Source organism: Weissella sp. DD23 (assembly GCF_001579105.1).
GTDB classification, from domain to species: domain Bacteria; phylum Bacillota; class Bacilli; order Lactobacillales; family Lactobacillaceae; genus Weissella; species Weissella cibaria.
The window spans coordinates 302,676-311,153 of sequence record NZ_KQ970391.1; the positions used below are offsets into that span (position 1 = coordinate 302,676).

Sequence of the window (8,478 nt, forward strand, 5' to 3'; positions counted from 1 at the left end):
ACGGTTTCTGACCCGGTTGTTACGTTGGCGCCTAAGGAGTCCAAGCAAGTTACCGCAACCTTAACAATGCCGGCGTCGCCAATTGATGGCACAATTGCTGGTGGGGTTGGGTTTAAAGAAGAGAATCAGCAGCGCACTTCTGGTGCAGGGTTCCGATTGAACGCAACTGTTAAGTACGATATTGCAGTTTTGGCCCAGAATGCTGAACCGAAGCAATACGCCAAGCAACCGACTGTGACGTCTGAAGGTGCCAAAACAGTGGCTGGTAAAAGCGCGTTTGTCTTCCATTTTCAAAATCCGTACCCAGCCTTTATTAACCGGGTCAAGATGGACGTGAAAGTGACTGCGCCTAGCGGAAAAACGTACCGTCGTGCCCAAAATATGATGCAGTTTGCGCCGAATTCGCAATTGAATTGGATGGTTTGGTTGAATGGTGACAAGGTTGAAGCGGGTGCTTACAAGGTTGAAATGACCGGTTCAGCGGCTGGTTCGACCACGTTGACACCGGGGGCTGTGACAAATTCATCTAGTACTGATGCTAGTGATTCGGCGTCGCATGAGCAGCGACTGGTTACCAGTGGTGATCACGAGGCCGCCAGTCTTAGCCAACAACAAGATAGTAGTTCAGTTGCACCGGATAATGAGTTAACGGTGCCGGCTGACACAGCGCAATCGGCAACCAGTCAGTCAACGGCGACCAAAGCCAAGCCTGCAAATAATGCCGCAACGAAGCGTTTATCCGTTGATATGACGGTGCCAATTTCTACGGCTGAAGCGCGCAAGTTAAATGCGGCTGATCGCAATGTCGCGGGTGCTGCGATTAATCCAACCTTTGCTAAGCTCGCCTTGTTGGCTGGAACAGCATTGGGTGGCTTTGGGGTCTGGTTTGTGATGTTTAAGCGTCAGAAGCGAACGGTTGCTTTTTATACAGCCGACTATACGTTGGTGGCCCAACACGATGTGTACCTCAGTCGTTTATTGGCTCGTCAAGGTGTTGTGGTTCCCGAGGGGTATTTGGCAATTGATCAAAATAGTAACGGTGAAGATTTGCACGATGCACAGGGGCAACCTGTGCTAGTCAGCGAAGTTGAGGTTTACCTCCGCCGTGATCAGAACGCGTACACAGTGGTGTCTGTTTAGAAGGGAGTTAACGGGGATGTTTATGAACAAGAAAAAAACGTTGCTTGTGGCATCAATTGCGCTAATGAGTAGCGTCGGTACGGTAGCTAGCGCTGAAACCGTTGGCGAAACGACTTCAAGCGTCAATATTCAAGGTGGCGATTTAACCCTTGAAAAATGGGCTCAGACGTTAGCATTTAAGACAGTGACATTGAATGACTTATCACAGGGACCAGTGACACGAACTGTGACGTTGCCAGCTGGCAGTTTTGTGGTGAATAATTTAACGGGAGCGGATCAAACCTGGTCATTGGCGGCTGGGGTGACAACGTTCTCAGATGGCACAAATCAGTTCGATGGTAGTTTAGCGTTGGGCGATGCGCAAAATAAATTAGTGGCGACGCCGGACTTATCAGGGATGAAGGCGATTACGACACAAACGACGCCGACGACACCAACTGGCCATGTGTGGCAATCTAAGGCGATGGATGCGTACTTAACGGTACCCGCAACGGCTGGATTAGGCCATTATCAAGCGACAATCCGTTACCAATTACAGCAAGGCGTTGGACAGGGTGAATAATGATGCGACGTCTGTTAGGAATTGTCGTTGGTTTACTGATGTTGGGCACGGTCACAGCTACGGCTCATGCTGATAACGCGCTGACAGTCAAGCTGACAACACCGACTGCGCAAAGACAAGAATCGGCCAACAAAGGATACGCAGATTTGCTGACGGAAAAAGGCGCTACCAACAAGCTGACCTTTACCTTGCAAAATTCGTCTGACGCACCGATTAATGTTGATGTCACGCCAGGTACAGCAGGTACGTCTGATAATGGTGCCGTGGTCTACGGCACACAAAATTGGGGTGAGAATCATTTTGTGAATTTGCCAGCGCGGATGGAACAACTGATTACACCGGAAGCCAAAACGGTAACCGTACCGGCCATGGGATCAGCAACGACCTCGGTATCAGTTAAAACGCCGGATAGTGGTATCTCGGGTGTGCTTGCCGGTGGGGTTTCTTTCGTGCAGCAACAACAAACAAATGCAACTGATTCAAAAACCATGTTTCAATCGGAAGTTGGTTATACCGTGGCGGTTTTGAACCGGACCACGAATGCGATTCTGGTGCCGAATCTCAGTATTGGGGATGTCAACGCCACACTAGTTAATAATCAGGCCACAGTTGGCATCCAGATGCTAAATAACACGCAAACATTCTTGAATGGCCTTTATGTGATGGCGACAGTCACGGGCCCACAGGGTGTCTACATACAGCGCAATGCCAGTAATATGCAAATGGCCCCAAATTCACAAATGCAATTCAATGTCTGGACGAATGGCCAACAGTTAGTTGCTGGTGATTATGATGTGCAGATTGATGCGTATTACGGGTTAAAGGATAATTTGCGGTTTGATGCACCAAATGGCAAGCGTTACACGTATCACACGCGCGGGCAAACAAAGCTCCATGTTTCCGCTAAGCATGCCAAGACACTGACGGCGGATGATGCGTTGTTACAACACCGTTTTGTAATGCCGTGGTGGGGTTGGTTGCTACTGGCAGTTATACTCGGTGGCCTGACTGGTGGAATTCTGTATGCCGTATTACGTCGCCGAACGGTCAACTACCTATTTGTATTAACTGACGGTCAAATTATTGATCGTGGTAGTGTACGGATGCGACGCTTTGAAAAACGTAATGTTGTGGTGCCGAGCGGGTTTGTGACCCAAACCACTGCGAAAACAGTGGTTGCATTAGCTGCAAATCGAGTCGAAAACACGTTTGTTTTAACGGAAAATTCAAATTTGTCGGCAAATGTGAACAAATTGTGAACAGTTTGAACACAAGTGGTGAATTTCGTATACACGGAAAGTAAGTAGTCCTATAATAAGTTTTGTTCTTGAGGAGAGACTTGAACAAATAGAGAACTTATAGAGAAGAAAAGAGAAAAGAGTTATGAAGAAGATTATTTTGGCTTCATTGTTGTCAGTTTCATTGTTGGGAGCTTCAACGGCTGCATTTGCTGATGACAAAGCAACGACTACGGGTGACGTTGAAGTTACTGGTGGTGCATTGAAGTTGACAAAGAACACAGCTAGTTTGTCATTTGGCGACGTTACGGTGCAACAATTGCTTGGAGCTGACTCAAGTGTGCCAACGACTGCTACAGGTACTGGTTTGAGTGAAGAAGTTCAAGACTTGACTGGTTCAGATAAGGGTTGGGTACTTGGTGCTAACTTTGCTGGTTTGTACGCACGCGGTGATGCAGACAAGAAGATCGTCAGCCAAGCAACGTTGTCAATCGATGGTACGCCTTTGGCAGCTACTGGTGCTACGCAAGTTTACGCAGCTACTGGTGCTGATGTTAAGAAGACGACTGACGGTAAGTTGACGGGTAAGACTGACGCTTCAAAGATCGTTATGAACGTACCAAAGACAACTCAAGTTGGTAAGTACTCTGGTGATATCAACTGGACGTTGACGGCCGGACCTGACAACGGTGTTGCAGCTACTACAACTAACGTTGCACCTGCAGCAGAATAGTCAACAACATACTAATAGAGCTTGAAAAAGGTGACGGTGCCAGTTCGGTAGTGTCACTTTTTTCAGATACATATGCGTTGCATTCAAAAAATATATAGGGATATTGGATTATGAAGATTAAAACGATTGCTTTAGTGGGTTCTGCAATAGTAGCGACTTTGTTTGGTGGTGTTTCAGCTCATGCTGCTGGAAATGATTATTCGGTACAAGCCGTTGTGCCGGCATCACAAATTGATAAGTCAAATGCAAGTTATTTTGATTTGAAATTGAATGGTGGTCAATCGGAAACGTTGACGTTTAACTTGCAAAATACATCTGACAAGACGATTACGGTTGACGTCTCTAAGGGAACTGCAAAAACAGCTGATAGTGGGTCAATTGACTACGCATCAGATGGACCGTTTGATGGTTCGATGCCAGATCAATTGGGGAAATACTTGGAAACGCCCAATAAGGTGACACTTGCACCAAAACAAACACAAGCGGTTGTGGTTAAGTTTACGATGCCAACCATTCCAGTTTCGGGTGTTTTAGCTGGTGGGGTTCGTTTCACTGAAGAAGGACAAGATGATCAACAAAGTTCTGGTTCTGGTATGAAGTTGAACTCAATTGTCTCATACACGATTGCAGTTTTGGCACGTAACAAGACGGAAAACAATGATATTGCTGACACGTTGAATACAGGTAAGGTTGAGCCAAAAACGGTTAATGCAGCAACGAATATTTTGGCTGAAGTTGCAAACCCTAAGCAAGCTCTCTTGAACCGATTGGAAATTACGGGTAAGGTAACAGATCCGGACGGACGCATTGCCTTTAAGGGTACGCAAAAGATGATGCAAATGGCTCCAAACTCAAAGTTTAACTTCTCATTGCCAACTAAGGGCGGTGAGTTGCAAGCTGGTAAGTATACAGCTAAGTACACCGCCTTTTGGAGTGAAGACGTTAATGGAAAGTTTGCAGACGCAGCAGGGACGCGTTTTGACTATCGTAAGGATTGGACAGAAACATTTACTTTGAGCGATTCACAGGCAAAGAAGTTTAATGCTGATGATACTTTGGTAAAGGCTAAGCACTCAATGCCTGTCATCATGTGGGTAATTATTGGCGTTGTTGTCTTACTTGTCTTGGTTATCGTAGGTTTGATTTGGTTCATCTTGGCTAAGCGCCGTAAGGAAGAACGCGAAGAAAACATGGATAAGTTGAAGTAAGCAACACACATATATAAAACAGCGGTCGCAATGGCCGCATACATATTTATTTTTAAATATTAAATACTTAACTAGAGGGATCATTTTTGTGAGGTAGCACGAAATGAAAAGAGAGAGTAAAACAACGATGAACCGGGTTGTCACTCGGTTTGCATCAATTACGTTGCTAAGTACGTTGACGATGTCGACGGCGATGCAGACGTTTCCAGTTATTCAACAATGGAATTTAACCCGTCAAGCCACAGCATTTGCGGCCGGTACCACCTTGCAATCAGATGGTGTGCCACAAGCAATTATTGAGGCGGTTTTGAAGAGTCCGGCTGGTGGTGGAAAGTCATTGGCTGTTAAAGATGGTGTTAACGTCAACACGGTCACATACGATAACTTAGCTGATTTGACGGCGCTGGATTTGTCAGCCGCCGCAAACCCTGGTTTGGCTGCGATTACAAGTCAAACAAACTTCTGGAAAAATGGCTGGAGCCTTGGATCTGGTGCGGCTAAATTGCAAAAAGTTATGGTTGCAGCGACAAGCATTAAGTCGCTGAATATCGCGGGCATGTTTTCAACCTTTGATACAAAGGGAAATAATGGACCAAGCTCATTGGGACAATATTTGGGAACCTACTTTTTTGCTGCTAGCGGGGCTAATGGAGATGTCACGGCAATTTGGAAGTCACTGACCAGTTTGGATATTTCGTTCAATCCGTTTACGTCGAATGGTGACTTTAACATGTGGGGCCAGAATATGTCTTTCGCCTCAAAGTTGTCAGCCGTTTATGTTGGTGGTATTGAAGCAGACTGGTTGCCCAGTTATGTGACGGGGCTAATGGCAAAGGCGGAAACTGAGAACGATACGTCTGTGCCACCATCAATTGCCTATAACGATAATGACGATACGTTGCTATCAGTTAAGAAGGATATCTTGGGAGTCGACACGTCGGTTAAAACAGATACACCGGTCGTGACCGTCGTGACGGATGAAAAGACCGGTGATGCGGTCGTTAACATCACAGCCGATGAAAAGACACTGGCAACGTCTAAAAATGAAGCAATTACGAACGCGGCAACTGATGATTCAAGTGCTGGAACCACGACGGGATCAAAGACGATTACGATTCCATCAAACAATATCAAGTTTGATTCAGATAGTGGTAAGCTTCAAGTTTCAACTGGACCAACTGTTGATATGACAGCGGTGAATGAAGCGTTGAAGAATGCACAAGATACAGCAGCCGCAGCGCAAGCGAAGGTCGATGCTGCGTCTAAAAATTTGACAACAGCTGGTTCAGCGACCAATTACGCTGACGCCAATGCAGCTGTTCAGTCAGCCAAGTCAGCCTTGGATGATGCGAATGACACCTTAAAAGCAATTGATGCCTATATTGATGCAACAAAGGCTGATGCAACATCGAATACAGCGGCTAGTGCTGCGAAGGCCCAAGTTGTAGCGGCAATCAATGCCGCTAATGAAAGCTTAACGGCAGCGAATGCGGCTATTACGACGAAGACAAAAGATGCGCAAACGGCCATTGATGCTGCAGTTGCGAACGCCACGGTTGCCTTGAACCAATTAACAGCGGCGAAGAATTCATTTACGAGTTTATATGCTAGCAAGTCAGATATGCTGACCGCGTCTGATACGGAATTGGGCGCCGCGGCAACCGTTGTTAAGAACTTGTCCGATGCCTATGAAACGATTCAAAAGAATTATCAAGATGCGATTACTGCACAGAAGACAATTTCAGCCAATGCAAACTGGGCTGATGCGACGGCTAGTTTAACGACTATCAATACGCAAATTGATACGATTCAAAAAGAATTGGATAGTTTGACGACACAATTGAATGACGCTAAGCAAGCTGTTTCACAGAAGGCAAAGGATAATATCACCATTGGGGCTGAAAATAGTTCAACTGATTCTGGTGCACCATCTAATGGGTCATCAAGTAGTAGCACACCATCAAATGGCAGTGCTTCGAGTTCGTCTAACGCAACAGCGCCTAGCACGAATCCGTCTTCTAATTCTGATTCAGCCAAGACGGGTATTATCAAGACAACTTATTCTGACGCCGTAGCGACGGCTTATAAGTCGGCTGCTGATGCAGAATCGAATGCGGTTAAGGCCTTTGGATCAAACCAAACAGACCTGACCTCATATGATGCAATTGCACAAGCTGCCTTGTCAGCTGCAAAGTCAGCGAGTCAGGGTGCTGATTCGGTTGCATCGCTAATTGAAGGTGATAAGGGAGCGGCTGTGGAAACGGCTTTGAAGAACATTGCTTCACAGACCACACAAACGACCTCGTTGGCAGCAGCAACAAGTAACGCCTTGGTCATTGTGAACAGCTATATGGCGGTATCGAGTGCACTAAGTGTGGCGTCAGATATGAACGCCAAGGCATCAGCTGAGCCAGTGACGCACGTGGATAGTATCGCTAGCTATGCCAAGGCAGCTGGATCAGCATATAACGTAGCATCGTCAGCATTGGCAGCTACATCGAGTCGTATTGATAAGATGGGTGATACGCAAGGTGACATTGTTAAGCAGAATTTCTCAGCAATGAATTCAATGGCGACACAAGCAAGTAACTTTGCCAGTGCTGCCAGTGGCAACATCGACAGCCAAGCGATGTATCAAGATGACATTGTGAATGGTTTTAATTCATCCGTTGCAGCGGCTTTGTCAGCGGCGACAGATGCAGCCAGTGCTGCAGCGATTACAAATGATAGTACGAACATGAAGTCATATGTTGCCAAGACATCATCAGCGGCAGCTTTGACATCGTCACTATATGATTTGGCCCAATCTGAAGCCAGTCAATTAGACGAGAAACACGATACCAGTGCGGTTAAGAGTGCGTTGACGGCAATGAAGCAAGCTGCTACCTCAGTGGCTTCATTTGCGACGGTCACGAGCAATGCAGCAGTGGTGGCGCCATACTCTTTGAGTGCCTTGGCGGCTTATCGTGAGGCTTCAGGGTTGGTCTCAGACTATGCAACAGCTTCAACTGCCGGTAAGATTTTGCAAATGGCAAGTATTGCCTCATTGTTGGCGCAAGATGCGTCAATTATCGCAAGCAATAATGAGGCTGCTCAGTCAGCTGTTACTGGCATTGACGGTGATATGGGGATGATTGCCTCGAACGCCTTAGCTAACTTGAAGAGTCAATTAGCTTATACGAGTTCCGTTGCAACGTCGGCTGGTGATGATCCAGCTTTGGATCCCAATACAGTCTATACGACGCAAATCAAGTCGCAACTAGCAGTGACGGCTTCTAATACGTTGAAGTCACTGGCTGCGGCTGACAGTCGGATGTCACTTGCTTTGGGTGGATCGTCAGCCATCGTATTGGATAACATTCAATCGTACGCCGATGCTGCTTCAAGCATGATGGCAGTGTTGACGTCTACGAATAGTGCAGCTGCCTCACTATCAGCGCTGATTTCAGGTTCTATTAACAAGGCAACAGCCGAAGCATTGTCGACGATTGCTAGTGCCTCAATGGCTGGTAGCAGCATGTTCCAGGCGATGAGCCAAGGTAACGTGTTGGCATCCAACTTATTTACGGCGTCAGTCGCTTACAAGCAAGTGTCAAA

6 protein-coding genes are annotated in these 8,478 nt (G+C 46.6%); all 6 read left to right on the forward strand.

Annotated features, from left to right (window positions below):
• Window positions 1-1,140 (forward strand): WxL protein host-binding domain-containing protein (locus tag WEIDD23_RS03960; protein WP_242865420.1); only part of this gene is annotated, 1,140 nt, incomplete at its 5' end.
• Between the two features lie 22 nt (window positions 1,141-1,162).
• Entirely contained in the window at window positions 1,163-1,702 is a 540-nt protein-coding gene (locus WEIDD23_RS03965) for a hypothetical protein (protein ID WP_038229274.1), read from the forward strand.
• Window positions 1,702-2,961, forward strand: coding sequence for a DUF916 domain-containing protein (locus tag WEIDD23_RS03970; protein WP_010373465.1), 1,260 nt, complete (start codon window positions 1,702-1,704; stop codon window positions 2,959-2,961). The genes WEIDD23_RS03965 and WEIDD23_RS03970 overlap by 1 nt, the downstream gene beginning before the upstream one ends.
• A 124-nt stretch (window positions 2,962-3,085) precedes the next feature.
• Window positions 3,086-3,673, forward strand: coding sequence for a hypothetical protein (locus WEIDD23_RS03975; protein WP_010373468.1), 588 nt, complete (start codon window positions 3,086-3,088; stop codon window positions 3,671-3,673).
• Between the two features lie 110 nt (window positions 3,674-3,783).
• A complete protein-coding gene (locus WEIDD23_RS03980) occupies window positions 3,784-4,881 on the forward strand; it encodes a DUF916 domain-containing protein (RefSeq protein WP_010373471.1) in 1,098 nt (365 codons plus the stop codon).
• A 103-nt stretch (window positions 4,882-4,984) separates the two neighbouring features.
• The coding region (locus WEIDD23_RS03985; RefSeq protein WP_197458795.1) for a hypothetical protein at window positions 4,985-8,478 on the forward strand (3,494 nt) is incomplete at its 3' end.

What these genes read in the sequence shown, in the direction of transcription:
- WEIDD23_RS03965 (WP_038229274.1), top strand. Translation starts at nt 1,163, where the DNA reads ATGAACAAGAAAAAAACGTTGCTTGTGGCATCAATTGCGCTAATGAGT.
- WEIDD23_RS03980 (WP_010373471.1), top strand. Translation starts at nt 3,784, where the DNA reads ATGAAGATTAAAACGATTGCTTTAGTGGGTTCTGCAATAGTAGCGACT.
- WEIDD23_RS03970 (WP_010373465.1), top strand. Translation starts at nt 1,702, where the DNA reads ATGATGCGACGTCTGTTAGGAATTGTCGTTGGTTTACTGATGTTGGGC.
- WEIDD23_RS03975 (WP_010373468.1), top strand. Translation starts at nt 3,086, where the DNA reads ATGAAGAAGATTATTTTGGCTTCATTGTTGTCAGTTTCATTGTTGGGA.